This window comes from Streptacidiphilus fuscans (assembly GCF_015690355.1).
GTDB classification, from domain to species: Bacteria; Actinomycetota; Actinomycetes; order Streptomycetales; family Streptomycetaceae; genus Streptacidiphilus; species Streptacidiphilus fuscans.
This window is the reverse complement of sequence record NZ_JADPRT010000001.1, coordinates 400,825-423,702: the sequence shown is the minus strand read 5'-3', so window position 1 is coordinate 423,702 and position 22,878 is coordinate 400,825. Positions and strand designations below refer to the sequence as shown.

Annotated in this window: 23 protein-coding genes and 1 pseudogene; 14 read left to right on the top strand and 10 right to left on the bottom strand. The window is 71.2% G+C overall.

Annotation, left to right across the window (positions count from 1 at the left end; genetic code table 11):
- The first annotated feature begins 4 nt into the window (after nucleotides 1-4).
- Nucleotides 5-535 carry a chloramphenicol phosphotransferase CPT gene (gene cpt, locus I2501_RS01925; RefSeq protein ID WP_196191975.1) on the top strand — a complete coding sequence of 177 codons (531 nt, stop codon included), beginning with the start codon at nucleotides 5-7 and terminating at the stop codon, nucleotides 533-535.
- Nucleotides 536-547: 12 nt separating this feature from the next.
- Here cpt and I2501_RS01920 read toward each other — a convergent pair whose 3' ends face one another.
- Together I2501_RS01920 and I2501_RS01915 are read right to left on the bottom strand one after the other, a co-directional pair.
- Complete coding sequence (locus tag I2501_RS01920) at nucleotides 548-1,480, bottom strand: RNA polymerase sigma-70 factor (RefSeq protein ID WP_196191974.1); 933 nt, start codon at nucleotides 1,478-1,480, stop codon at nucleotides 548-550.
- Nucleotides 1,481-1,572: 92 nt separating this feature from the next.
- Nucleotides 1,573-2,049, bottom strand: coding sequence for a carboxymuconolactone decarboxylase family protein (locus I2501_RS01915; protein ID WP_196192319.1), 477 nt, complete (start codon nucleotides 2,047-2,049; stop codon nucleotides 1,573-1,575).
- A gap of 177 nt (nucleotides 2,050-2,226) precedes the next feature.
- Here I2501_RS01915 and I2501_RS01910 point away from each other — a divergent pair, with 177 nt between their 5' ends.
- From I2501_RS01910 to I2501_RS01900, 3 genes are all read left to right on the top strand, one after another.
- Nucleotides 2,227-3,030: a DUF899 family protein gene (locus tag I2501_RS01910; protein WP_196191973.1), complete on the top strand. Its 804-nt coding sequence runs from the start codon at nucleotides 2,227-2,229 to the stop codon at nucleotides 3,028-3,030.
- A gap of 157 nt (nucleotides 3,031-3,187) precedes the next feature.
- Nucleotides 3,188-4,807 (top strand): hypothetical protein, encoded by a 1,620-nt coding sequence (locus tag I2501_RS01905; protein ID WP_196191972.1) that lies wholly within the window; start codon nucleotides 3,188-3,190, stop codon nucleotides 4,805-4,807.
- A 209-nt stretch (nucleotides 4,808-5,016) separates the two neighbouring features.
- A complete protein-coding gene (locus I2501_RS01900) occupies nucleotides 5,017-6,834 on the top strand; it encodes a serine/threonine-protein kinase (protein ID WP_196191971.1) in 1,818 nt (605 codons plus the stop codon).
- Nucleotides 6,835-6,849: 15 nt separating this feature from the next.
- Here the strand turns inward: I2501_RS01900 and I2501_RS01895 are convergent.
- Nucleotides 6,850-7,008: pseudogene (locus tag I2501_RS01895) on the bottom strand (carboxymuconolactone decarboxylase family protein); the annotation flags it as partial.
- A 156-nt stretch (nucleotides 7,009-7,164) separates the two neighbouring features.
- On the opposite strand from I2501_RS01895, the gene I2501_RS01890 reads away from it, so the two are divergent.
- Both I2501_RS01890 and I2501_RS01885 read left to right on the top strand, forming a co-directional pair.
- A complete protein-coding gene (locus I2501_RS01890; RefSeq protein ID WP_196191970.1) occupies nucleotides 7,165-7,584 on the top strand; it encodes a hypothetical protein in 420 nt (139 codons plus the stop codon).
- Nucleotides 7,585-7,586: 2 nt separating this feature from the next.
- On the top strand, nucleotides 7,587-7,967 hold the full coding sequence (locus I2501_RS01885; RefSeq protein WP_196191969.1) for a hypothetical protein: 381 nt from the start codon (nucleotides 7,587-7,589) through the stop codon (nucleotides 7,965-7,967).
- Nucleotides 7,968-8,059: 92 nt separating this feature from the next.
- Here the strand turns inward: I2501_RS01885 and gcvH are convergent, their stop codons facing one another.
- Together gcvH and I2501_RS01875 are read right to left on the bottom strand one after the other, a co-directional pair.
- Nucleotides 8,060-8,440, bottom strand: coding sequence for a glycine cleavage system protein GcvH (gene gcvH, locus I2501_RS01880; RefSeq protein ID WP_196191968.1), 381 nt, complete (start codon nucleotides 8,438-8,440; stop codon nucleotides 8,060-8,062).
- Nucleotides 8,441-8,561: 121 nt separating this feature from the next.
- Entirely contained in the window at nucleotides 8,562-9,002 is a 441-nt protein-coding gene (locus I2501_RS01875) for a DUF6234 family protein (RefSeq protein WP_196191967.1), read from the bottom strand.
- Between the two features lie 208 nt (nucleotides 9,003-9,210).
- Between I2501_RS01875 and phoU the strand changes: the two genes are divergently transcribed.
- From phoU to cobF, 7 genes are all read left to right on the top strand, one after another.
- Nucleotides 9,211-9,882: a phosphate signaling complex protein PhoU gene (phoU, locus tag I2501_RS01870; RefSeq protein ID WP_196191966.1), complete on the top strand. Its 672-nt coding sequence runs from the start codon at nucleotides 9,211-9,213 to the stop codon at nucleotides 9,880-9,882.
- 77 nt (nucleotides 9,883-9,959) lie between these two features.
- A complete protein-coding gene (locus tag I2501_RS01865; protein ID WP_196191965.1) occupies nucleotides 9,960-11,903 on the top strand; it encodes a methylmalonyl-CoA mutase family protein in 1,944 nt (647 codons plus the stop codon).
- On the top strand, nucleotides 11,900-14,131 hold the full coding sequence (gene scpA / locus I2501_RS01860) for a methylmalonyl-CoA mutase (protein WP_408022696.1): 2,232 nt from the start codon (nucleotides 11,900-11,902) through the stop codon (nucleotides 14,129-14,131). Before I2501_RS01865 ends, scpA begins: the two co-directional genes overlap by 4 nt.
- 14 nt (nucleotides 14,132-14,145) lie before the next feature.
- Nucleotides 14,146-15,147 carry a methylmalonyl Co-A mutase-associated GTPase MeaB gene (gene meaB, locus I2501_RS01855; RefSeq protein WP_196191964.1) on the top strand — a complete coding sequence of 334 codons (1,002 nt, stop codon included), beginning with the start codon at nucleotides 14,146-14,148 and terminating at the stop codon, nucleotides 15,145-15,147.
- Between the two features lie 9 nt (nucleotides 15,148-15,156).
- The gene (locus I2501_RS01850) at nucleotides 15,157-15,957 is read left to right on the top strand and encodes a cobalt-precorrin-6A reductase (protein WP_236045726.1); all 801 of its coding nucleotides are present in this window, start codon (nucleotides 15,157-15,159) and stop codon (nucleotides 15,955-15,957) included.
- A 293-nt stretch (nucleotides 15,958-16,250) separates the two neighbouring features.
- Nucleotides 16,251-17,447 (top strand): alpha/beta hydrolase family protein, encoded by a 1,197-nt coding sequence (locus I2501_RS01845; RefSeq protein WP_196191963.1) that lies wholly within the window; start codon nucleotides 16,251-16,253, stop codon nucleotides 17,445-17,447.
- Nucleotides 17,448-17,556: 109 nt separating this feature from the next.
- The gene (cobF, locus tag I2501_RS01840) at nucleotides 17,557-18,318 is read left to right on the top strand and encodes a precorrin-6A synthase (deacetylating) (RefSeq protein WP_196191962.1); all 762 of its coding nucleotides are present in this window, start codon (nucleotides 17,557-17,559) and stop codon (nucleotides 18,316-18,318) included.
- 51 nt (nucleotides 18,319-18,369) lie between these two features.
- Here cobF and I2501_RS01835 read toward each other — a convergent pair whose 3' ends face one another.
- Nucleotides 18,370-18,921, bottom strand: a complete 552-nt coding sequence (locus I2501_RS01835; protein WP_196191961.1) for an NIPSNAP family protein — start codon at nucleotides 18,919-18,921, stop codon at nucleotides 18,370-18,372.
- Nucleotides 18,918-19,406, bottom strand: a complete 489-nt coding sequence (locus I2501_RS01830) for a hypothetical protein (protein ID WP_196191960.1) — start codon at nucleotides 19,404-19,406, stop codon at nucleotides 18,918-18,920. The genes I2501_RS01835 and I2501_RS01830 overlap by 4 nt, the downstream gene beginning before the upstream one ends.
- Nucleotides 19,407-19,477: 71 nt before the next feature.
- Here I2501_RS01830 and I2501_RS01825 point away from each other — a divergent pair, with 71 nt between their 5' ends.
- Nucleotides 19,478-20,422: a helix-turn-helix transcriptional regulator gene (locus I2501_RS01825; RefSeq protein ID WP_196191959.1), complete on the top strand. Its 945-nt coding sequence runs from the start codon at nucleotides 19,478-19,480 to the stop codon at nucleotides 20,420-20,422.
- Nucleotides 20,423-20,437: 15 nt separating this feature from the next.
- Here the strand turns inward: I2501_RS01825 and I2501_RS01820 are convergent, their stop codons facing one another.
- The 3 genes from I2501_RS01820 to I2501_RS01810 all read right to left on the bottom strand — a co-directional run bounded on the left by I2501_RS01820 (nucleotide 20,438) and on the right by I2501_RS01810 (nucleotide 22,738).
- Complete coding sequence (locus tag I2501_RS01820; RefSeq protein WP_408022695.1) at nucleotides 20,438-21,343, bottom strand: adenosylcobinamide amidohydrolase; 906 nt, start codon at nucleotides 21,341-21,343, stop codon at nucleotides 20,438-20,440.
- Nucleotides 21,344-21,441: 98 nt separating this feature from the next.
- Complete coding sequence (locus I2501_RS01815) at nucleotides 21,442-22,179, bottom strand: chitinase (RefSeq protein ID WP_196191958.1); 738 nt, start codon at nucleotides 22,177-22,179, stop codon at nucleotides 21,442-21,444.
- Between the two features lie 235 nt (nucleotides 22,180-22,414).
- Nucleotides 22,415-22,738, bottom strand: coding sequence for an HAD family hydrolase (locus I2501_RS01810; RefSeq protein WP_328806176.1), 324 nt, complete (start codon nucleotides 22,736-22,738; stop codon nucleotides 22,415-22,417).
- Nucleotides 22,739-22,878 lie beyond the last annotated feature (140 nt).

Here is a 22,878-nt window from a genome sequence, read left to right as displayed (position 1 = left end):
CCCGGTGACCATTCACGTGATCGTCCTCAACGGCGGCTCCAGCTCCGGCAAGTCCAGCATCTCCCGGTGTCTGCAGGAGATCCTGCCCGACCGCTGGCTCTCCCTCAGCGTCGACACCTTCATCGGGGCGCTGCCCGTGTCCATGCAGGGATCCGACACCGGCATCGACATCGCCGACGACGGCACCGTGAACGTCGGGGCCGAGTTCGACGCGCTGGAGGCGGCCTGGCGGGAGGGCGTCGGCGCGATGGCCCGCGCGGGGGCGCGGGTGGTGGTCGACGACGTCTTCCTCGGTCAGGCGGCGTCGCAACGACGCTGGCGCAAGGCGCTTGTCGGACTGGACGTCCTCTGGGTCGGCGTGCGCTGCGACAGCGCGGTCGCCGCGGCCCGCGAGGCCGCCCGCGGCGACCGGGCGGCGGGAATGGCCGCGCTCCAGGCCGAGACGGTCCACCAGGGCGTCGACTACGACCTGGTCGTGGACACCACCCACGCCGACCCCATGTCCTGCGCCCGGGCCGTCGCCGAGCGGAGCTGAGCAGACGCGAGCTCAGCGCCCGGAGCGGCGTGACGCGCGGAACTCGCGGTCGAGCGCCCAGGCGTCGGCGACCGGGCCGAGGTGGGCGAGCTTGTCGGGGTTGGCGACCGCGCGGATGGCCTGGATGCGCCCGTCGGCGATGTCAAGGACCAGCGTCTGCAGCACCTTGCCGTCGCGGTCGTGGAAGATCGCGCCCGGCTCGCCGTTGAGATCGTGCGGTTCGCACGTCACGTCGATGCCGAGCAGCGCGGGGTAGACCGCCCCGAGCAGTCGGGCCACGTTCGACGCGCCCAGGACAGTCTTGGCCAGTCGGGGCGCCTTGCCGCCGCTGTCCCCGACGAGCTGCACGTCGGCGGCCAGCAGCTGCTGGAGTCCGTCCACGTCGCCGTCCTTCAGCGCGTCGAAGAAGCGTGCGGCCAGCTGTTGACGTTCCGTCCGGTCCGCCTCGAAGCGCGGTGTCCCTGCCTGCATGTGCCGCCTTGCGCGGACCAGGAGTTGGCGGCACGCCGCCTCCGTGCGCTCGACCGCCGCGGCGATCTCCGGGAACTCGAAGCCGAACACGTCCCGGAGCACGAAGACCGCGCGCTCCAGCGGACTGAGCCGCTCCAGCAGGACCAGCGCGGCCGTCGACAATGAGTCCGCCAGCTCCACCGCGCGCTCCGGGTCCTCGTACGGGTCGGCGAGCAGCGGTTCGGGGAACCACGGCCCGACGTACTCCTCGCGCCGGACGCGCGCCGACCGCAGCACGTCGATCGAGAGCCGCGTGACGGCGGCCGAGAGGTAGGCCTTGGTCGAGGCGGGCCGGGTGGTCGACGCGGCGAAGCGCAACCAGGTCTCCTGTACCGCGTCCTCGGCCTCCCCCACGCTGCCGAGGATCCGGTAGGAGATCGAGAAGAGGAGAGGGCGCAGCGCCTCGAACTCCTTGACCCGGTCCGCGTCGTTCATATCCGTTCCTCTCCCCTGAACCGGTGATTCTCCTGAACCGGCGATCCGGTGATCCGGTGATCCTCCACCGGATCATGCCCCGTGCACATCGATCAGTGCTGCAACTGTCCGGGCTGGTAGTCGCCGGCGGGCTGGCGGGTGATGATGTTCATGCGGTTGGCCAGGTTCATGAAGCCGACCAGCAGCACCAACGCGGTGAGCTGCTCCTCGTCGTAGTGCTTGGCGGCCTGCTCCCAGACCTCGTCGCTGACGCCCTCGCCCGCGTCCGCCGTACGCGTCCCCTGCTCGGCCAGGGCCAGCGCGGCGCGTTCGGCCTCGGTGAAGACGGTCGCCTCGCGCCAGGCGGCGACCAGGTGCAGCCGCAGCGCGGTCTCGCCGGCGGCGGTGGCCTCCTTGGTGTGCATGTCGATGCAGGCAGCACAGCCGTTGATCTGGCTGACGCGCAGCGAGACCAGTTCCTGCGTGGCGGCGGGGAGCGCCGACTCCCGCAGCAGCGCGCCCGCCGTCATCAGGTGCTTGAGTGCCTTGCCCGCGGTCGGCTGGGCGAGGAAGTTGAGACGCGGTTCCATCGGGTGCTCCTCCGTGCTCGTCATCGGCTACACCCCTTGAGACGAGGTAGCCCGGCGTCCTGTGACATGCGCGGCTGTGACCTCACTGCGCGCCGTGGTGGGCGTGTCCGGTTGTTCTGCGGTGGTCGGGCGGGCAGGCTTGGCCGGGTCGGGGATCCGTTCACCACGGAGGACACCATGACGTCCGCACCGAACACGCCGAACCCACCGCGTGAGCCGCGCGAGCCGAACACGCCGGGCCGTCCGCCCGTCGTGGACCTGGCCACCTGGCGGGCCGCGCGGGACGAGCTGCTGCTCCGCGAGAAGGCACACACCCACGAGGGCGACGCCATCGCCGCAGCACGCCGACGGCTGCCGATGGTGGAGTTCGACGGATCCGTCGAGGTCGTCGGACCGGACGGTCCGGTCCCGTTCCTGGACCTCTTCCAGGGCCGCGACGAGCTCCTCGTCTACAAGCACATGTGGTACGACGGCGCACCGCACCAGGGACAGTGCGAGGGCTGCACCACCACGGCCTGGCACCTCAGGGACGCCGTTTACCTCAACGAACGCGGCGTCTCGTTCGCGCTGCTGACCACGGGCCCCTGGGAGGAGGTCGCCGCCTTCACCGAGTTCATGGGCTACACCCAGCCGTGGTACTCGGTGCGCGGCCTGCCGGAGCCGGTCGGCGGGGACATGGGCTACCTCACCAGCTTCCTGCACGACGGCGACCGCACCTTCCTCACCTACTCCACGACGGGACGCGGCAACGAGCCGGCGAACCCGTCACTCGGACTGCTCGACATGACCCCCTACGGTCGCGGCGAGACCTGGGAGGACAAGCCCGAAGGCTGGCTCGAAGGCAACCACGCCTGCTGGTACTGGCGGTCCGACGCCGACGGGAACGCCGACTGGGCCCCGACCAGCCGACCGGTACCGCAGTGGACGCGTCCCGGCGCGACCCCGGAGCAGACGCTCGGCCGTGGCGGACCGCACTCCTGACGCGCCGTGACCAGGGCGCGCACGGGGGCGCGCACGGGGCGCGCATCGCGAGTTCACCCAGTGGAAAGCCCAAGGTCGGGTTCCCGTGGAACGCCCACAGGTAGGTGTGCCAAGCTGCCGTGTCCCCTTGATCGGATCGCGGCGGAGTGTCCCCCACATGACGACGTCAGTCACCGGCTCGGTCCCCCGCGCCGCAGGTGCAACCGGAAGTGACGCGGGCCGCCGCCTGCGCATACGCCGGGGGCAGGCCCTGGACGCGCTGCTGGTCGTGGGCGTGTTCCTGCTCGCTCTGCCCGTCTGCGTCCGGCTGCCCTGGGACGGCGACCTCGGCGTGCACCTGGCGACGGCGCTGCGGGCCGCCGCTTCCCCGGGCGCACCGGTCGATCCGCTGACCGGGACGACCGAATCGAGCCCCTACTACTCGCCGCTGACGATCCCCCAGGGACTGTTCGGCCGGCTCACCGGCCTGTCGGCGCACGCGGTCGTCAGCATCAGCGCCGCCTGCTTCGTCCTCGTGCTGGCGATCGGCGTCGTGCGGCTGACCCGCTGCTTCACCGACCGCCTCCTCGCGCCCGCGCTCGCCATGGCGCTGCTGGTCGGCCTGTGGGGCTGGCAGCTCTTCGACTGGAGCGGGTTCCCTTCGCTCAACTCCCTGGCGCTGGGCGTGGGTTACCCCAGCACGGCGGCCCTGGCGCTGACGCTCAACCTGTGGGCCTGGTGCCGTCGCCGGAGCACCCGCGACGGGGGTGCGCGTCCGGGGCTGTGGTTGTCCGCGATGGGCGCCTGTCTCGGCGTCATCCTGCTGATCCACCAGTTCACCGGGATCGCCGCCGGGCTCGGCCTGGCGGCCATGGCCTGCGGCCCGCTGTGGCGAAAGGCCCGCACCCGGCCGGACCGGCTGCGGCTGCTCGCGCACGCGGCGGGCGCGGTCGTCGTCTGCGCGGTGGTCGTGAGCGTCTGGCCCTACTACGACTTCTGGGCGCTCGGCGGCAGCGCGGACGCTCTCAACCGGATCCACCAGCCGCTCTACCTGGCCATGGGGCGGCACTACGGCCTGGCGCTGCTGGGCGTTCCGGCGCTCGCGCTGCGGTTCCGCAGGGACCGCCTGGATCCGCTGGCGCTGCTCTTCGTCTCCTCGCTCGGCCTCTTCGCCGCCGGTGGGCTCACCCACGAGTGGGCGATGGGCCGGATCCTGCCCGCCGTCATGCTCTCCGCGCAGCTCGCGCTCGCCTACGAGCTGCTGCCCACCCGGTCGGAGAGCGCCCGCACCGGTGTCGCACGGCTGTTGCGCCCGGTGGCGCTGGCGGTCACCGGGGTGGCGGCGGCCGTCGGGCTGTGGACGCAGGCGGGCGTGCTCGCCTTCGCGCTGCCCGGCCTCCAGGCGCCGCTGACGGACGCGGGCGTCCACGTCGTCGCCCTGTGGGACGCGTCGACCTGGCACTTCCCGTCCGCGCAGACCACGGCCGCCACGGGGACGCTGATGACCGAGGACTACTACATGCTGCGCGTCGCACCCGCCCACGGCATGCCGACCGTAGCGCCCGCGTACATGGACGTGTTCCTCACCGACAGCACCGCGCGTTCCGACGCGACCTGGGCCTTCTTCAACCCGGCCACCACGCACGCCGAGCGGCTGGCGACGCTGCGCCGCTACCACGTGCGGTGGATCGGCGTCCCCGCCGGCACGCTGCCGTCCGACCTGAGCGGCGACGTGCGGCTGGTCTCGTCCGAGCCGTACGGTCTCAGCCTCTACGCGGTGGCTCCCGCAGCGTCCTGACGAACCGGGTCCTGACGAACCATCAGAATACCGGGACAGCCCGCATATCCGTCCCGGTCAGGGATCGTCTTCTTGACGCTGCGTCAGATATGTGGGGAGGATGGAGAACCGGCCGCACCGATCACTGCATGCGGAACTGCCGACGATCTTCTCGTAGACTCGCGGGGCCTACGGGAACAGTTGACATTCCGGGATTGTGAGCACGTTGCGTGGCTGAAACGGGGAACGGGTCGGAGCGATTCGACCTTACGGGGAGCGGGGCCACACCTCTCGGGGACGAGGACCCGCGGAAGGTCGGATCGATCCCGCTGCTGGGACGGCTCGGTTCCGGCGGCATGGGCCGGGTCTACCTGGGCGTGGTCGACGGCAGATACGCGGCGATCAAGCAGGTGCTGCCCGCCTTCGCCGAGGACGGGGACTTCCTGCGGCACTTCGGCCACGAGCTGGACAACCTGGCCAGGCTCCCGAAGGACGTCAGCGCGGAGCTGCTGGCCAGCGACCGCGAGGCCCGACCCCCGTGGTTCGCCACCGCGTACATCCCCGGCATGACACTCGCTCAGACGCTCGACCTGCACGGCGGTCCGCTGTCGGTCCCGATGCTGTGGCTGCTGCTGCGTGAGGCGGCGGCCGGGCTCAAGGCCGTGCACGCGCTGGACATGGTGCACCGCGACCTCAAGCCGTCCAACGTGATGCTCACCGAGCAGGGCGTCACCCTGATCGACTTCGGCGTGGCGCGCGCGGCCGACCAGAGCCGGTTGACCCGCACCGGCGTGATGATGGGCACCCCCGCCTACATGTCGCCGGAGCAGGCCAACGCGGTCAAGAACCTCAGCGGCGCGACGGACGTCTGGGCGCTGGGCGCGATGCTCGCCTACGCGGCGGCCGGGGAGCCTCCCTTCGGCGACGGCTCGGGCGTGGACCTGCTCTACCGCATCGTCCACACCGAGCCCGACCTGACCCGGATTCGCGAGCTCAACTCCGAGCTCGCGGAGGTCGTCGCCGCCTGCCTGGACAAGAACCCGCAGGCGCGGCCCAGTGCGGAGCGGCTGTACGAGCTGGGCCGGCAGAAGTGCGGTGCGCCGAAGCCCGGTTGGCCGCAGGAGGTCATGGGCGTCCTGGCCCAGCGGTCGGCCTTCGCCGGCACGGACGCGCCGACGATGGCGCTGGCAGAGGAGGCGGTGCCTGCCGCACCGGCCGTGTCAGCTGCGCCCGCCGCGTCTCCTGCTCCGAGCGGCGGCACTCCGATCGTGCTGGGCGGCGCGCCGCAGGCCGAGCAGCCCCGGCGCCGCAGGCGTGTGCTGTTCACGGTCGTCCCGATCCTCGTTGCTGCGGGTGCGACCGCCACGGTGGCACTGCTGCCCAATTTCTCCCCGTTCAGCATTGCGAACGGCCCGGACCCGAAGGGTTCCGGCACCACGGTCCAGGTGACCACGGGCACCTCGAACTCCGCGTCGCCGTCGGCGAGCGGCTCGGGCACGCCGTCGTCCCACGCGTCCGCGTCGGCGTCGGCCTCGTCGGGCACGAGCCCGACGGCGAAGCCGAGCTCGACGGGCGGCGGTTCGACCGGCAGCGCGTCGGCGGGGACGACCGGCGGGTCGACGTCCGGCAACACCGGCACCGGCGGTACCAACGGAGCCACCAACGGAGGCGGTTCCGGCGGCAACACCGGTGGCACGTCCGGTGGTTCCACGGGTGGCTCGACGCGCCCGCCCAGCGGCTCCGCACCCGGCACGGTGACGCACTGGAGCGCCTACTTCCAGGGGTTCTACGTGGGCTACGCCCAGATCCCGATCCTGGTGAGCTGGAACCACGTCTCGGGCGCGACCAGCTACGACATCCGGTACACCAACGACGGTGCGGGCAACAGGAGCGACCGGACCGACCGCGTCATCCCCGTCGGGAACGCGAGCAGCTACACCATCGACTCCCAGTACTCGGGCGACAACATCTGCATCTGGCTCCGCGCCGACAACTCCTACGGCGACTCCCCCTGGTCGCAGTCCATCTGCACGCAGACCCCGGAATAGCGCAGGGACTGGGCATCAGGGTGGCTGCGTCCCCTCCACGGGGAGCAGGCCGCGCTCGGCGAAGATCTCCTGCGCGACCCTGGTCGCGTTGATGGCACGGGGGAAGCCGCAGTACCCGGCGGACTGCAACAGCGCCTCGACGATCTCGACCGGCGTGAGCCCGACGTTGAGCGACGTGCCGCGGCTTCAGACCCTTTGCACGACCGCGCAAAAGCGTAGCGGCCTGGTCACGGACCGTCGATCGTTGACCACGTCCTCGGCCGCTGCCCGCACCACGCGCGGTCCGAGGCACAGGGCGCTCCCGACAAGCGGGAGCGAGAGGGGAATCGCATGAAACTCGTGAAGCGACTGACGACGAGCGCCGCAGCGCTCGGCCTGGCCACGGTCGGCATCGTCGGCCTCGGCGCCACGGCGGCTCACGCGGCCGACTCCTACTACTGCGGCACCTCCGTCACGTACGGGGACGTCACCGTCACCGGCTGCATCCACCTCGGTGGGAACGGCTACTGGCAGCCCTACGTGGTGGTCGACGACTCCCAGCTGCACCAGGTCACCGGATCCCAGTGGATCAACTCCAACGGGTCCTACAACGACACCAGCAGCTTCAACTCGACGGTCGACGGATCGGCCGTGGTCTGGGGCGGCTCCACGAACTGGCGCGTCTCCTGTTACGTGCAGGCGCAGGCGGCGGTCATTGTCGACGGCACGTCCGTCGGCAGGGTCTACTCGCCGTCCGAGGAGGTCTGCTGACGATGAAGCGCATCGTGAAGAGGCTGCTGCTCGGCGGCGGCGTCGTCACCGCCAGCCTGGCGCTGTCGATGGGCACCGCGTTCGCATCCACCGGCGTCTACTACACCGCGTCGCAGACTCCGGACGGCTGCAGCGCGGCGCTGGACCTGTACAGCGGTTCCTACGGCTACGGCGAGGTCTGGGCCGGTGCCACGGACTGCACCATCTCGATCCAGCAGCGCAACCTGAGCACCGGCGGCTACGGCACCCCGCAGTACAACACGGCCTCTCCGTACGGCTTCGCCACTGCGGGCAACATGTACCACGGTGACGGCGTCCACCAGCTCCAGGTCTGCATGTACGACCAGGACAACGGCGGCGGCTGCACCGCGTGGATGAACTGACCTGAATCAGCGCGGGGGACGGCCTGCGGCCACGTCATCCGGTGCCCGCAGGCCGTCCCGCCACAACAGCGACGTGACGACGTGACGGACCGTCAGCCGATGAGCTTCCCGTACGCGGCGGCGTCGAGCAGGCCGTCGGTCGAACTGCCCGCCGCGAGCTTGATCTTGATCAGCCACGTCGCGAAGGCGTCGTCGTTCACGTCCTCGGGACTGTCGACGGCGTCCGCGTTGACCGCGACCACTTCGCCGCTCACCGGGCTGTAGAGCTCGGAGACCGACTTGACCGACTCGATGGTGCCGATCGGGTCACCGGCCTTGATGGCCCGGCCCACCTCCGGCAGCTCCAGGAACACGATGTCACCGAGCTGGCTCTGGGCGTAGTCGGTGATGCCGACCGACACCGTGTCGCTCTTCTCCTGCTGCACCCACTCGTGGTCGTCGGTGTACTTGAGGTCGGCGGGGACATTCGCCATGACAGGTCTCCTACGAAACAAGGCGTGATCAACTGGTGACACAGTGCCATGTCGCGGTCGCCACCGCGCAGGCTTCCGCAACAACACGCCCGAAGGTGAACCCCCGGCGCGAGCCCGGACGTCACGTGCAGGACGGCCCATGGCTCCCGCTGTAGCAGGGGTCGTACCAGACGCTCGGGCTCGACGATGGCGCCGGCTGGTGCGCCTGGTCGTAACCCCCTTGTGCCAGCAGGACCATGAACGCCAGGACGGCGGCGATCACAAGCTGCGACGCCGAACTGCACGGCGCGCGGAGCAGCGCCGCGATCACGCCGCACACCACTGCCGCGATCAGCAGGTGCTCCAACCGGGAGATCCCCGCCCGCGTGGCCTCATCGGCCTGCGCCGCCGTCTGTCCGGCCCACCCCGACATTCCCCAGGCCAGCGCAGCCCAGAAAAACAACCAGGCCTCGACGAGGAACAGGAAGAAGGCGACGGGAACGTCCGTCCCGAGCGGCGCCCTCTCCTGTGGGCGCCAGCTGCGCCGCCGGTGCGGGGGGAGTTCGGGGTCCGACTCGGTCATGAGCACTCACCCTGCCGGTGCTGATGCTCAGTCCGCATGAGTACGCGTACTCAGCTGTCCGTCCGGAGGGCACGCACACCTGTCCTCGCTGGTCCCCGCCGCGTAGGGATCTCGGCAACGAGCCGTCAGGGGTCCGCTAAAGCGCTTCTCCCGTCCTCGCCCACGTCGCGAACATGAGTGTTCGGGAACGAAGAGGAAGGAGCCCCCGATGCGTGAGGCCTACCACAAGGAGCTGGCGGCGATCGGCGACGGGCTCGTCGACATGACGCGGCAGGTCGCCTCCGCGATGAGTCGGGCGACGCATTCGCTGCTGGAGGCGGACGAGCGGACAGCGCTCGCGGTCGTCCAGGGGGACCGCGCCGTGGATCGGCGGCGGCAGGAGTTGGAGGACCGGGCGGTCGCGCTGTTGGCCCGTCAGCAACCGGTCGCCACCGAGCTGCGGATCGTCGTGACCGCGCTGCGGATGGGCGCGGAGGTGGAGCGGTCCGGAGATCTGGCGCGTCATGTCGCCGAGCTGGCCCTGATGCGGCACCCGGTCTCGGCCGTTCCGGTCGAACTGCGCGCCACCGTCCGCGACATGGGGGCGCTGGCGTACCAGCTGATGAGTCAGGCCGCCGACGTGATCGCCTCGCGGGACCCGGAGGAGGCGGCGCGGCTCCAGCAGGCGGACGACCAGATGAACCAGCTGCACCGCGCGGTCTTCGCGCGGCTCGGCGAGGCCGACTGGCCGCACGGCATCGAGACGGCCGTCGACGTTGCCCTGACCGCCCGCTACTACGAGCGATACGCGGACCATGCCGCGTCGCTGGCCGGGCGCGTGGTGTACCTGGTCACGGGGAGGCATCCGCATCCGGAGGGCTCGCTCGTCCTGACCCCCTGACATGCAGGTTCGGAGAGGGATACATCACAACGGTTGGCTCTGCTGAACCTCAAGGCCGCTGCTCTAGCATCCTTTGCATGACAGTCGTGCCTGATGACGGGCTCTCGCTCGCTGCCGAATTCCCCGATGCCACCCGAGACCAGTGGCAGAGCCTTGTAGCCGGGGTGCTGCGCAAGTCAGGGAAGGACGTGTCGGGCGCGGCTGCCGAGGAGGCGCTGGCGACGGCACTGGAGGACGGCCTCGTCGTCGCTCCCCTCTACACGGCCGAGAGCACCGCGCGCGACGCGGCCCGGGAAACCGCGCAGGACGCCGCCGGGTTCCCCGGCTTCGCGCCGTACGTCCGGGGTGCCGCGCCCGCCTCGACCGGCTGGGACGTGCGCCAGCGGCACGAGCGGCCGGAGGCCGACCGCTGCAACGAGGCCGTGCTCGCCGATCTGGAGAACGGCGTCACCTCCGTCTGGCTGGCCGTGGGCAAATCCGGCGGCGGCGTGCCCGTCGCGGAGCTGGCCCGTGCGCTGGACGGCGTCTACCTCGACCTCGCGCCGGTCGCGCTGGACGCGGGCGGCGAGACCGCTGCCGCCGCACGCGAGCTGCTGCGGATCTACGACGCCAAGGGCGTCGCCCCCGAGGCCGTCCGCGGCACGCTCGGCGCGGACCCGCTGGGGCTGGCCGCCAGGACCGGCGAGCCGGTCGCCGAGCAGGACACCGCCGACGCCGTCGAGCTGGCCAAGCTCTGCGCCGACCGCTACCCGGGGATGCGCGCCCTGACCGTGGACGCGCTGCCGTATCACGAGGCGGGCGCCTCGGCCGCCGAGGAGCTCGGCTGCTCGCTGGCCACCGGCGTCGCCTACCTGCGGCTGCTGACGGGGGCGGGGCTCTCCGTCGACGCCGCCTGCCGTCAGCTGGAGTTCCGCTACGCGGCCACCGCCGACCAGTTCCTGACGGTGGCCAAGTTCCGTGCGGCGCGCCGCCTTTGGGCCCGCGTCGCGGAGGCGAGCGGGGCGGGCGCGGACGCCGGCACGAGCGCCGGTGCCGCTGCCGGTGCTCAAGTGCAGCACGCCGTGACCTCGCCGGTGATGATGACCCGGCGTGACCCCTACGTGAACATGCTGCGCACCACCATCGCCTGCCTCGCGGCCGGGGTCGCCGGTGCCGACGCGGTGACGGTGCTGCCGTTCGACCACGAGCTCGGGCTGTCGGACGCGTTCGCCCGCCGGATCGCCCGCAACACCTCGTCGATCCTGCTGGAGGAGTCGCACCTGGGCCGGGTCACCGACCCGGCGGGCGGCTCCTGGTACGTGGAGCAGCTGACCGACGAACTCGCCCACGCCGCTTGGGCGTTCTTCCAGGAGCTGGAGCGGGCGGGCGGCCAGGAGGCGGCGTTGCGCTCCGGCATGGTCGCCGACCGGATCGCGGCCACCTGGGCTGAGCGCAGCAAGAAGCTCGCCCGCCGCAAGGAGCCGATCACCGGCGTCAGCGAGTTCCCGAACCTGGCCGAGACGCCCGTCGTCCGCGAGGAGGTCGCCTCGGACTGGATCCGTCCCCTCGGTCGTGCGGCCGGGAACGGCAAGGGCCTCCCCCGGGTCCGTCGCGACGAGGCCTACGAGGCGCTGCGCTCCCGCTCGGACGCGCAGCTCGCGGCGACCGGTGCGCGCCCGCGCGTCTTCCTCGCCGCGCTCGGCCCGGCCGCGGCGCACACCCCGCGCGCGACCTTCGCGTCGAACCTGTTCCAGGCGGGCGGCATCGAGCCCGTGCACGACCCGGTGTCCGTGGACGCCAGCACCGTCGCCGAGGCGTTCACCGCCAGCGGCGCGGCGATCGCCTGCCTCTGCTCCAGCGACGAGCTCTACGGTGAGCAGGCCGAGGCGGTCGCCGAGGCGCTCCGCACCGCGGGCGCGACGCGCGTCTACCTCGCCGGTCGACCCGCCGAGTACGCGCATGTCGACGCCTACGTCTTCGCCGGTTGCGACGCGCCGGCCGTCCTTTCCTCCGCCCTCGACCTCATGGGAGCCCCGGCGTGACGCAGATTCCCGACTTCACGCACGTCGACCTCGGCGCCGGGGCTCCGCCCGAGACCACCGAGGAGCAGTGGCGCGCGGCGGTCAAGGAGACCACCGGCAGCAGCGTCGGCGACCTGCTCTGGGAGACGCCCGAGGGCATCTCCGTCAAGCCGCTCTACACCGGCCAGGACGTCGAGGGCCTGGACTTCCTGGGCACGTACCCGGGTGTCGCGCCGTACCTGCGCGGTCCGTACCCGACGATGTACGTCAACCAGCCGTGGACGATCCGCCAGTACGCCGGGTTCTCCACCGCCGAGGAGTCGAACGCCTTCTACCGCCGCAATCTGGCGGCGGGTCAGAAGGGTCTGTCGGTCGCCTTCGACCTGCCGACCCACCGCGGCTACGACAGCGACCACCCGCGTGTCACCGGCGACGTCGGCATGGCGGGCGTCGCGATCGACTCGATCTACGACATGCGCCAGCTGTTCGACGGGATCCCGTTGGACAGGATGACGGTGTCGATGACCATGAACGGTGCCGTGCTGCCCGTTCTCGCCCTCTACATCGTGGCGGCCGAGGAGCAGGGGGTGCCGCCCGAGAAGCTGGCGGGGACCATCCAGAACGACATCCTCAAGGAGTTCATGGTCCGCAACACCTACATCTATCCGCCGAAGCCCTCGATGCGGATCATCTCCGACATCTTCGCGTACACCTCGCAGAAGATGCCGCGCTACAACTCCATCTCCATCTCCGGCTACCACATCCAGGAGGCGGGGGCGACGGCCGACCTGGAGCTGGCGTACACGCTCGCGGACGGTGTGGAGTACCTGAGGGCGGGTCAGGCCGTGGGCCTGGACGTGGACACCTTCGCGCCGCGGCTCTCCTTCTTCTGGGCGATCGGCATGAACTTCTTCATGGAGATCGCCAAGATGCGCGCGGCCCGCCTCCTCTGGGCCAAGCTGGTCAAGCAGTTCGACCCGAAGAACCCCAAGTCGCTGTCGCTGCGCACCCATTCGCAGACCTCCGGCTGGTCGCTCACCGCGCAGGACGTGTTCAACAACGTCACCCGCACCTGCGTCGAGGCCATGGCCGCGACCCAGGGCCACACCCAGTCGCTGCACACCAACGCGCTGGACGAGGCGCTGGCCCTGCCGACCGACTTCTCCGCGCGCATCGCCCGCAACACCCAGCTGCTGCTGCAGCAGGAGTCGGGCACCAACCGCGTCATCGACCCGTGGGGCGGCTCCGCCTACGTCGAGCGGCTGACCTACGACCTGGCCCGGCGGGCCTGGCAGCACATCCAGGAGGTCGAGGCGGCCGGCGGCATGGCGAAGGCCATCGACGCGGGCATCCCGAAGCTCCGTATCGAGGAGGCCGCGGCCCGCACCCAGGCCCGGATCGACTCCGGTCGCCAGCCGGTGATCGGCGTCAACAAGTACCGGGTGGAGAGCGACGAGCAGATCGACGTGCTCCAGGTCGACAACTCCTCGGTGCGCGCCCAGCAGATCGCCAAGCTGCGGCGGCTGCGCGAGGAGCGCGACGAGACGGCGACCCAGGACGCGCTGCGGGCGCTGACCGCCGCCGCCGAGCGCGGCTCGGGCTCGGACTCCGGCTCGGGCCTGGACAACAACCTGCTCGCGCTCGCGGTCAACGCCGCCCGCGCGAAGGCGACGGTCGGTGAGATCTCCGACGCACTGGAGAAGGTCTACGGGCGGCACACCAGCCAGATCCGTACCATCGCGGGTGTGTACCGCACCGAAGCAGGCGAGTCCCCGTCCCTCGGACGCACCCGTGCCCTGGTCGACTCCTTCGAGGAGGCCGAGGGTCGCCGTCCGCGCATCCTGGTCGCCAAGATGGGCCAGGACGGCCACGACCGCGGCCAGAAGGTGATCGCGACCGCCTTCGCCGACCTCGGCTTCACCGTCGACGTGGGCCCGCTGTTCCAGACCCCGGCCGAGGTGGCGCGTCAGGCCGTCGAGGCGGACGTCCACATCGTCGGCGTCTCCTCGCTGGCGGCCGGTCACCTGACGCTGGTGCCCGCGCTGCGCGAGGAGCTTGCGGCCGAAGGCCGCGAGGACATCATGATCGTCGTGGGCGGCGTCATCCCGCCGCAGGACGTCCCGACGCTGCTGGAGATGGGCGCGGCGGCGGTCTTCCCGCCCGGCACGGTGATCCCGGACGCGGCCTACGACCTGGTGCAGCGCCTCGGCGCCTCGCTCGGTCACAGCGACCTGCACGTCGAGCTGTAGTCGCGGACCGGCGGATGCGCATAGATCTGGACGCCTACATCAAGGGTGTGCTCGACGGGAAGCGGGCGTTCGTCGCCCGCGCCGTCACCCTCGTCGAGTCCACCCGTCCCGATCACCGGGTGCTGGCACAGCAGTTCCTGACGGCGCTGCTGCCCTACTCCGGCAAGGCCCGGCGGATCGGCATCAGCGGCGTGCCCGGCGTGGGCAAGTCCACGTTCATCGACGCCTTCGGCTCCATGCTGACCGGCATGGGCCACCGGGTCGCGGTGCTGGCCGTCGACCCGTCCTCGACCCGGACCGGCGGCTCCATCCTCGGCGACAAGACGCGGATGGAGCGGCTGGCGGTCGACCCGGCGGCGTTCGTCCGCCCCTCCCCCAGCGCCGGGACGCTCGGCGGCGTGGCCAAGGCCACGCGCGAGTCGATGGTGGTGATGGAGGCCGCGGGCTACGACGTGATCCTGGTCGAGACCGTCGGCGTGGGCCAGTCGGAGACGGCCGTCGCGGACATGGTCGACTCCTTCCTGCTGCTCACCCTCGCCCGCACCGGCGACCAGCTCCAGGGCATCAAGAAGGGCGTGCTGGAGCTGGCCGACGTCCTGGCCGTCAACAAGGCCGACGGCCCGCACGAGCGCGACGCCCGCGCCGCCGCCCGCGAACTGGCGGGCGCGCTGCGGCTGATGCATCCCGCCGACGCGGCCTGGACGCCGCCGGTGCTGCACTGCAGCGCGCGGGAGTCCACCGGGCTGGACACTGTCTGGGAGCGGCTGGAGCAGCATCGCACGCTGCTGGAGTCGACCGGCAGACTGACCGCCAAACGCCGTTCGCAGCAGGTCGACTGGGCCTGGTCCATGGTCCGCGACGAGCTGCTGGGGCGCCTTTCGGCGCACCCGGGCGTCCGTGCGGTCACCCCGGAGCTGGAGGCCCAGGTCCGGTCGGGCGAGTTGACGGCGACCCTGGCCGCCGAGCGGATCCTGGCCGCATTCGACGGCAAGTCCGCGGACACCAGCGAAAACTGACGCTTCGTCATGTCGATGCCTGCCCACCACGCTCGCGATGACGGGCACGTCCTGGTCCTGGGCGGCACGACCGAGGCCCGGCTGCTGGCGGCGGAGCTTGCGGCGCGCTCTCCTGCCCTGCGGGTGACCACGTCGCTCGCGGGGCGGGTGGAGCAACCGGCGCTGCCGGACGGAGGTGTCCGCGTCGGCGGGTTCGGCGGCGCGGACGGTCTGGCCGCCTGGCTGCGCGCGGAGCAGGTGTCGGCCGTGGTGGACGCCACCCATCCCTTCGCCGCCGGGATCAGCGCCAACGCCGCCGTCGCGGTGGCCGGGACGGGTGTGCCGCTGCTCGCGCTGCGCCGCCCGAGCTGGCGTCCGGTCGCGGGCGACCGCTGGCACCCGGTGGCCTCACTCGCCGAAGCCGCCGCCGTGCTGCCGGAGTTGGGCAGTCGGGTCTTCCTGACCACCGGCCGCAAGGACCTGGCCCCGTTCACCGGCCCCGACCGTCTGCACGCGCTGGACCGGCTCCGGTTCCTGGTCCGCTCGGTCGACCCACCGGCCCCGCCGCTCCCGCCGAACGTCGAGGTGGTCCTGGACCGCGGCCCGTTCACCCTGGACGGCGAACGGGCGCTGCTGCGGGACCACCGGATCGACGTCCTGGTCACCAAGGACAGCGGCGGCGCGGCCACGGCCCCGAAGCTGACGGCAGCCAGGGAGCTGGGCCTGCCCGTCGTCGTGGTCCAGCGACCGCCTGCCCCTGCGGGCGTGCCCGTCGCCGAGGATGTCGAGGGTGCGCTGGAATGGCTTGTACGTGTACTCCGAATTGCCTGATGCTGCACTTCTCGATCCGGTTTCCACGTGGCGAAAAGCCCTGGCGTGAAGTCGACGCCGTGCGCACCACCAGCGGCTAAACCCACCCCTCCACCGAATTCGCGCCATTCCGTCCCGACGCCGGGCGCCGCCGAACCGGAATGCTCGCCAAGCGCCCTGCCCAGACGCCGAGTTACGTTCATTCCACGGCAGCCGCAGTAACCGACGAAACGTCGGATCCGTGGTGTCGCCGACGAATACGTCCGTGCCCACAAAGGGCCCGGACGACATGCTCGCCCGTGGAGGGAATTCCGGTGGATTTCATTTTCAAGGACCAGGCCTTCAAGTTCGAGACGTTGCGCACCGCGGGATTCGCGGGCGACGCCGGCGCCGACATCGGCGAGGTCCTGGTCACCTCGGCCCTGATCCCCGAGGGCGACGAGGAGGCGTGGACCGCGGCGTGGAAGGCCACCGCCGAGCGCACCGCGAAGCGCGGTGAGGACTCGCTCCAGGCGGGCGACCCCGTCAGCGCGCGCGAGGCCTTCCTGCGGGCGTCCAGCTACTACCGGACGGCCGAGTTCTACCGCCGCCAGGACCCGGTCAACGACCCGCTGGTGCTTGAGCTGTCCCGGCTGTCCAAGGACTACATGGTCAAGGCCGGTGGGCTGCTCGACGGCCCGTTCCGCGAGGTCTCCATCCCCTACGAGGGCGGCCACATCCCCGGCTACCTGTTCCTGGTGGACGACAGCGGCGAGCCGCGGCCGACCGTCATCTACACCAACGGCTTCGACTCCACCCGCGAGGAGGGCTACTGGGTCATCGGCGCGGCGGCGCTGCGCCGCGGCTACAACTTCCTCGCCTACGACGGCCCCGGCCAGGGCTGGATGATCCGCGAGGAGAAGATGCCGTACCGCCCGGACTGGGAGAACGTGCTCGGTCCCGTCGTCGACTACGCCATGGGCGTGCCCGAGATCGACAACAGCAAGATCGTCCACTTCGGCTACAGCCTCGGCGGCTACCTGGTGGCACGGTACGCGGCGAACGACCACCGCTCGGCGGCGATCGTCTGCAACGACGGCCTGCTGACCTTCTACGCGTCCTACCCGCCGATCCCCGCACCCACGCTCCGCCTGGTCGAGGACGGCAAGGACACCGAGGCGATCCCGCTGCTGGAGGACCTGGCCGCCAACGACACCAACGCCCGCTGGGGACTCCAGAACGGCGTCTGGGTCAACGGCGTCGCGAACTTCGCCGAGTACGTCCGCAGCACCCGCGACTACACGCTGACCACGGACGACATCCACCGGATCCAGACGCCCGTGCTGATCCTGGAGGGCGAGAACGACAAGGTCTTCGCCGGTCAGTCCAACAAGCTGGCCGAGGAGCTGAAGGCGCCGCACACGCACGTGCTGATGCGCGCCGCCGACGGCGCCGGCGAGCACTGCCACGAGGGCGCGATGTTCCAGCTGCACCAGACCATCTTCAACTTCCTCGCGGAGACGCTGCGGTAGCTCGACGAGCTTGCCGCCTCGGCACGTGGGCGCCCGCGTGCCGAGGCGTGAAACGCTGATCACCCTCCCGGCTCCGGACGGGAGAACCGCATCCGGAAGAATCTTCCCCATGCGGCACATCAACGTCATCGGCATCGGCGCGGGCGACCCGGACCACCTCACCCTTCAGGCGGTCAAGGCGTTCGCCCGTACCGACGTCTTCCTCCTCCTCGACAAGAACGACCAGCGACAGGAGCTCGTCCAACTGCGCCTGCGCATGATCGAGGAGCACGGACGCCCCGGGCACCGCCTGGTCCAGGTCCCGGACGCCGAGCGCGACCGCGCCACCCCCGCGTACCGGGAGGCGGTCCACGACTGGCGGCGGCGTCGGGCCGAGCTGGTGGCGGGCCTGATCGAGGAGCACATCGCGCCGGACGGCACGGGCGCGCTGCTGGCCTGGGGCGACCCGGCGCTCTACGACAGCGTGTCCGCCGTCCTCGACGAGATCCTGGCCGACGACCCCACCGCCTTCAGCTACGACGTGATCCCGGGCATCAGCAGCCCCTCCGTGCTCGCCGCCCGGCACCGCACCACACTGACCCGGGTCGGCCGCCCGGTCCGCATCACCACCGCCCGCCGCCTGGCCGCCGACGGCTTTCCGCCGGGCGCGGAGGACGCGGTGGTGATGCTGGACGGGAAGGCCGCCTTCACGGGCATCGACCCCGAGGGCGTCCACATCCACTACGGCGCCTACCTCGGCACGCCGGACGAGATCCTGGTCTCCGGCCCGCTCGCCGAGACCGCCGAGGAGATCTCCCGGCTGCGCCTGGAGGCCCGCGAGGCCAAGGGCTGGATCATGGACAGCTACCTACTGCGCCGCACGGAGGACTGACGCCGCGTCAGTTCCGTTCGGGTGTCACGGACGTCACGGGCGTCACGGGCGTCAGGGCGTCACGGGCTCCAGCCGCAGCCGCCGGACCGGCCCGGGCGGCGGCGGCTCGGCCGGGCCGAACCAGACCCGGACGTCCTCTCCGGCACGGACCGGCAGCAGCGGATAGTCGTTCTCGGCGTGCTCCGTGCGGTGCAGCGCATGGTGCGGGCCCAGATGCCGGGCGGCGTACGCGTCGAAGTCGGCCGCGTCGCCGGGGTGGCAGACGGTGGCGAGGACTTCAGCCGTGCCGGGCGTCGGCGCGAAGCCCGGTCCGCGCAGCAGCAGCACGTCGTCGCTGTCGACCATGGTGGCGTTGGCCGCCTCGCGGTGCTCGCGCCAGACCGGGCCGGTGTAGAAGGCCTCCAGCGAGCGCCGACGGTGTGCCATGTCGGGAAAGGCGCGCAGCCAGACGAAGCGGTCCGGGTCGTCCAGGTCGCGGAAGCGCCCGCCCACGCTGATGCCGACCGCCTGCTGACCGGCCACGAGCTCCCGCTCGAAGAGTTCGATCAGCGTCTCCCGCGCGCCGGGATGCAGGGTGTACTGCCGGAGTTCGACGATGCTCACGAGTGGTCCCGACCGACGCGGGTGGGGGTGCTGGCGCGGGTGAAGTCCATGGTCCAGTTGAGCTCCCAGGTGCGGCCCCCGTCGGCGGAGAACTCCTGCTCCCAGCGGGCGGCGTCCGAGCCGAGGCGGTGCCAGGTGAAGTGCACCCGGATCGGGCACCCGTCGTAGGTGTCCTCGCCGTAGAAGTGGCCACGGTCGCCGGTGAAGCCGCCGACCACCGGCGGGTCCAGTCGGCCGGTCCTGCTGCTGGCCCAGTGGATCGACCACTGCTTCGTCTCGGGGTCGAAGAGCCGAAGCGTCACGCCCTGGCGGCCGAGGGTGGGAAAAGTGATCTCGTCGATGTTGCCGGCCCCTCCGAACAGCGGCTGGATCACGGAGTGGCCGGGGAACTCCTCCCAGATGTGCGCGTCCGGGCCGCCGAGCGGAGTGGTGAGACGGCGGTTGGCCACGTCCCAGGAGCCGTGCAGGAAGTCGAAGTCGTTCATGCGACGCAGGTTAGGCACGCTCCACTGACATCTTCTGTCAGCGAATGGGGATCGCGTGGATACTGGGCGCCATGCGCGCGAGCCGACTGGTCACCCTGCTCCTGCTGCTCCAGAACCGGGGCCGGATGACGGCCCGGCAGCTGGCCGAGGAGCTGGAGGTCTCCGTCCGCACCGTCTACCGGGACGTCGACGCCCTCGCCGCCGCCGGCATCCCGCTGTACGGCGAGGCCGGGCACGAGGGCGGCTACCAACTGCTCGACGGCTACCGCACCCGGCTCACCGGGCTCACCGCGGACGAGGCGCAGGCCGCGTTCCTGACCGCGCTCCCGGACGCCGCCGCCCAACTCGGCGTCGGCGAGGCACTGGTGACCGCCCAGCTCAAGCTGCGGGCCGCGCTTCCGACGCAGTTGCGCGAGCACGCCGAGCGGATCCGGCAGAGCTTCCTGCTCGACGCCCCCGGCTGGTACGGCGAGGCCGACCCCGTGCCGCACCTGCCCGTGGTCGCCGACGCCCTGTGGTCGCGGCGCGCGGTGCTGATCCGGTACCTGCGCTGGCGGGCACCGGAGGAGATCGAGCGGCGGGTGGAGCCGTACGGGCTGATCCTCAAAGCCGGACGCTGGTACCTGGTCGCCGCCGGGCCGTCCGGGATCCGTACCTACCGGGTCGACCAGATCCTCGAAGTCCGCATGCTGGACGAGGAGTTCGCAGTCCCGGACGCGTTCGACCTGGCCGCGCACTGGAGCAGCAGCCTGGCCGACTTCCACGCCCGGCTGCACACCGGGGAGGCCCTGGTCCGGCTCACCCCGGAGGGCGTCCGACGGCTCGGGGTCACTGCGTCGGGGGACGGAGCGGCCCAGGATGGATGGACCGAGACCCGGGTGCCCATCGAGTCGATCGGCCACGCCCACGGGGAGTTCCTCCGGCTCGGCGCCGACATCGAGGTCCTGGAGCCGGTCCAACTCCGCGACCGCATCGCCGAGACGGTGCGCACCCTCGCCGCCCGGTACGAGGCGTGAACCGCGCTGCGCCTGCTACGCGTCGGTGGCACCGTCGCCGGAACGCAGGACGGCCGGGTCGTACGGCACGAACTCACGGACGCCGACGTCGCGGCGATCCTCGACCTCATCCGGCCCGACAGCCACGCCCCGGAGCTCCGCCGAAGCCCGACCTGAGGGCTCCAACAGCCGAGCAGGCCCAAGTCGCCGGACATCCCGCACTGCGCACGACGCGGTCGGCCCGGCGTGGACGGCGGGCTCGCCCTGAGCGCGCCGGGCCCGGTCGTCCAGCGCGCCCTGACGCACCGCGTCGCGCACGGCGCGTGCCAACCGCGAGCCCCAGATGGACCGCGGACCACCGAAGGGATCCGGATTCTCACCCGGCAACGGCTCTCTGACCGCCACGCAGACGGCGTCCGACGGGGTGCCGGAGCAGGAGTAGCCCGCTTCGAGCAGGCCCTGCACCTTGGCCTCGGTGGCCGTGGCGAGCAGATTGACCAGCCCACCGTCGGCGACCGGAGCAGGCACCACGGCCAGGATGTTGATCGTCCCCGGCCGGTAGGCGGAACCCGCGCCCTCGCCCGCCTCGCGCAGTGCGGGGTTCGGGTCGGCGGCCCAGACGGGCAGCCCGATCCCGGTGGTCACTGTCGCCGAGACGCCGCCCTCCTCGGCCCACGTGACGCCGTCGACCTGGGCGGCCGTCATCAGCCCGACGCCGGGGCCGGTCAGTCCCTGCGAGCGGGCGAGCTCGGCGAGGTGACGGTCCGGATCCATGCGGCTGTAGCCGGGGCGCACCTGCGCGTTCAGCACCCACGCACGCGCGCCGATCCCACCACCGAGGACGGCGCTGCTGATCATGCGCCAGCCGGGACCGGCCCGCCACACCAGCATGTGCCGGCACGCCCCGTCCTCGAACCTCCCCGCCCGCGCCACCGTCGGCACTGCCCGCTCCCCCTGCTCCACCGCTCCCCGCTTCGTGCGGCCGTCGGCCTCGACTGCACGTCATCATCGCAGGCGAGGGACCGACGGCCGTCACAGGATCAGCAGGAGAGGTTGCCCGGACCCACGTCGGTGCCGAGCATCCCGACGAACTGCTTGTACAGGTTGATCCGGTCGTTGCGCTCGTCCGGGTTCTTGCCGTTGCACTCCAGGTCACCGTTGATGTTGCGGATCGTCTCGCCGAAGCCCCGGCCGTTGACCATCGCGTCGTGGCCCGTCATCGTCCCCGCGCCGTTCTGGGTGTTCCACCACCAGAGCGCGGTCTTCCAGGACGTCGCGGGGTCCTTCTCCACGGCCCACGGGTTGTGCAGCAGGTCGATGTGGAGGGCATCACCGGCCGCCTTGTAGTTGAAGTTCCAGCTCAGCTGAAGCGGCCCGCGGCCGTAGTAGGCGGCCGTACCTGCGGGACAGCCGTAGGGCTGGCTGCTGTCGCAGTAGTGCTGGTAGTTGGCGGTGTTCTGCTCGACGACGTAGCGGAGACCGCCGGTCTCGTGGCTCACGTTGGCGAGCAGCGCGGCAGCCTCACGCTTCTGCGTCGCGTTGTCTCCCGTGTGGGCAAAGGCGGGGTAGGCGCTCAGCGCGTCGATCAGGCCCTGGTAGGTGTAGAAGGAGTTCCGGCTCGGGAACATCTGGTTGAACTGCGCCTGGCTGACGACGAATCCAGCAGCCGAAGCGGGCGCAGCCGGCGCGGCGACGGCCAGCCCACAGGCGACGGCAGCCGCGCTCAGCACGGCGAGGACACGGGACCGGACCCGGGACAGGGCACGCGGTTGGAACATTCTGCGCTCCTTGGGGGACGCCGACGGACCGCCCTCTGCTCCAGGCACAGGCGGCATCGGCGAGATGATCACTGACAACGGTGATCACTATCGCGGACCGGGACGTGACGGAGAGTCATTGACGTTGCCGTCGCAGGGATGAATCCCAGATCGACCTCATGTGAGCCGATCGAACTGGTCTGCAATACATGAAGTCCTCGCACAAGCGAGCTGCGGAACGGCTCCTGCCTCCGAGTCAGGCGTCCGGCGTGAGCCGCTCGGCCAGCCGGACCACGAGATCCGTGTCCGTCAGGTCGTCCAGCACGACACCCGCTCCGGCCTCGGCCAGTTCCTCACGGCTGGTCCTCCCGGTGGCGACGCCGACGACGAAAACACCGTTCGCCGCTCCCGCCTCCACGTCTGCCACCGTGTCGCCGAAGATCACCGCTTCCTCCGACTCCGCCCCACCGCGTCGCAAAGCGGCAGCGATCATGTCGGCGCGCTCCTCGGCGTCCTCGCCGTACGCACCCCGGTGCTGTGCTGCAGCAGAGACGTTTCTTTCAACCGTCGTGGCAGCGATGTCACCGTGGGTTCAAATCCCACAGACTCCGCAGGAGAACGGCCCCCGACCAGCGAAATCGGCCGGGGCCGATACTTGGCCCACAGTCCGCGATGTGCCGTGATAGCCGGTGGCGTACCGCCTGATGGAGCAAGCGTGGG